This is a genomic window from Longimicrobium sp. (genome assembly GCF_036387355.1).
GTDB lineage: Bacteria > Gemmatimonadota > Gemmatimonadetes > Longimicrobiales > Longimicrobiaceae > Longimicrobium.
In genome coordinates this window covers 1-1,657 of sequence record NZ_DASVTX010000181.1, presented here as the reverse complement: position 1 = coordinate 1,657, position 1,657 = coordinate 1, and the positions used below count along the sequence as shown (strand labels likewise).

Genomic DNA, 1,657 nt, shown 5'->3' with positions numbered 1-1,657 from the left:
CATCGGCACCCGTCGGCCCTGTGCAGTGAATTTTCCGGTCTGTTTGGGGGGGAACTTGCCGCCCTTGTTGCGGCGAGGCGGCGAGTTCACTCGCTCAGCCGCGTCGAGCCGTCCGCCCCGGCAACCCTCCCCCAGTCTTTTTTGGGGGAGGGTGGGTGAGTAACGCGAACCCGGGTGGGGGCCGCCCTGACGCCCGCCGCTCACACCGGCATCCGCCGCCGCGTGCAGGTGAAGTCCCCCCGTCTGTTTGGGGGGACTTTCCGCCATTGTTGCAGCGAATTCATTCGCCCAGCCCGCTCGCGCACAAAAGCCCCGCCGCAACGGCGAGGCTTTCGTCTTTCCTGTCCGACCGCTCACCGCACGCCGAACACGCCCGTCCGGTCCTCGTAACGGCGGGTGGGGAGGCCCAGGAGCCGCACCACCACGCGCCGCAGCCCCCGCTCCACCGCGCGCCCCACCGGCTGCTCGCCGCTCACGGCCGGCCCCGCCTCGCCCCGCAGCCACCGCCGCAGCTCGTCCAGGTCTGAAAGAGAAAGCGTCTCCACTTCCAGCCGCACGATGTAGTAGTACTGCCCCTGCACCGCCGGCCGCAGCCCGGGCGCAAACGCCGCCTGCAGCCCCGCCTCCGCCGCGGCGAGCGACGCGTACCGGCGCTGCACCCGCCCGTCCTCCACCACGTACCCCGCCCCCAGCGGCGCCCGCAGCACCGCGCGCGAAATCTCCTGCGCGCCGGCAAGCTGGTCGAACGGCTCGTTCTTGCGCCACAGCTCCGCCCGCAGGCGAAAGCGCAGCGGAAGCCCGCTGTCCAGCGCCTCGCGCAGGCCGCGGTCGCGCAGCACGCCGGGGGTGAGCACCACCGCGCGCCACTGCTGCTCCGCGCCCGTCGCGCGCACCGCCAGCGGGCGCCGCGCCTGCGCCGCCGCCGGCGGGGCCAGCGACAGGCAGAGCAGAAGCAGAACGGGGAAGGACCGGCGCGCGAAGCTCAAAAGCGCGGCGCCAGTCGCACAAAGATGTTCAGCCCGCCGCGCCCGTACTTTTCCCGCACGGGGACGGCCGCGTACACGCCAAAGTCGCCAAAGGTGATCCCGGCCCCCACGTCCATGGCCGTGTCCTCGTCGCGGTACCCGGGCTCCTGGCTCCATCCCGCGCCCAGGTCCACGAACAGCACCCATCCCAGGTCCGCCGTAAGCGTGGGCAGCACGCCGCGTCCGCCCCACTCCTCGTCACCCGCCGCCGCGTCCTCGCCCTCACCCTCACGCCCGCCAGCCGCGGTGTTCAGCCCGATCGCCAGGTCGCCGCGCCACTCCGCCTGCACGGCCACAAAACGCGAGCAGCCGTACCGCAGGAACCACACGGGCGCGTCGCTCCCCGTTCCGCGCCGCACCGTGCCGTCGCGCGCCCCGCAGTCCAGCTCGAACAGGCCAAAGCCGGGGAGCGAGCCCTCGCCGCCCAGGGCGTGCTGCCGCTGCGCGGGGAGCGGCCCGCCGCCCAGCACTCCGCCCGCCGCCAGCCGCAGGTTGAAGCGCGACGACGGGCTGATGCGGTTGTATCCGCGGATGTCCAGGGTCCCCGAGGTCCATCCGCCGCTGTAGTCCGCCTCCGCGGGCGATTCCGTGGTCCCGCCCGCGGACAGCACGCCCGCGATGGCCAGCGTGCT

General features: G+C 73.5%; 2 protein-coding genes. Both read right to left on the bottom strand.

The features are described 5' to 3' along the window. Positions 1–353 precede the first annotated feature (353 nt). Positions 354–986: a hypothetical protein gene (locus tag VF665_RS08140; RefSeq protein ID WP_331052913.1), complete on the bottom strand. Its 633-nt coding sequence runs from the start codon at positions 984–986 to the stop codon at positions 354–356. Further along, the coding region (locus VF665_RS08135; protein WP_331052912.1) for a hypothetical protein at positions 983–1,657 on the bottom strand (675 nt) is incomplete at its 5' end. The genes VF665_RS08135 and VF665_RS08140, both read right to left, overlap by 4 nt.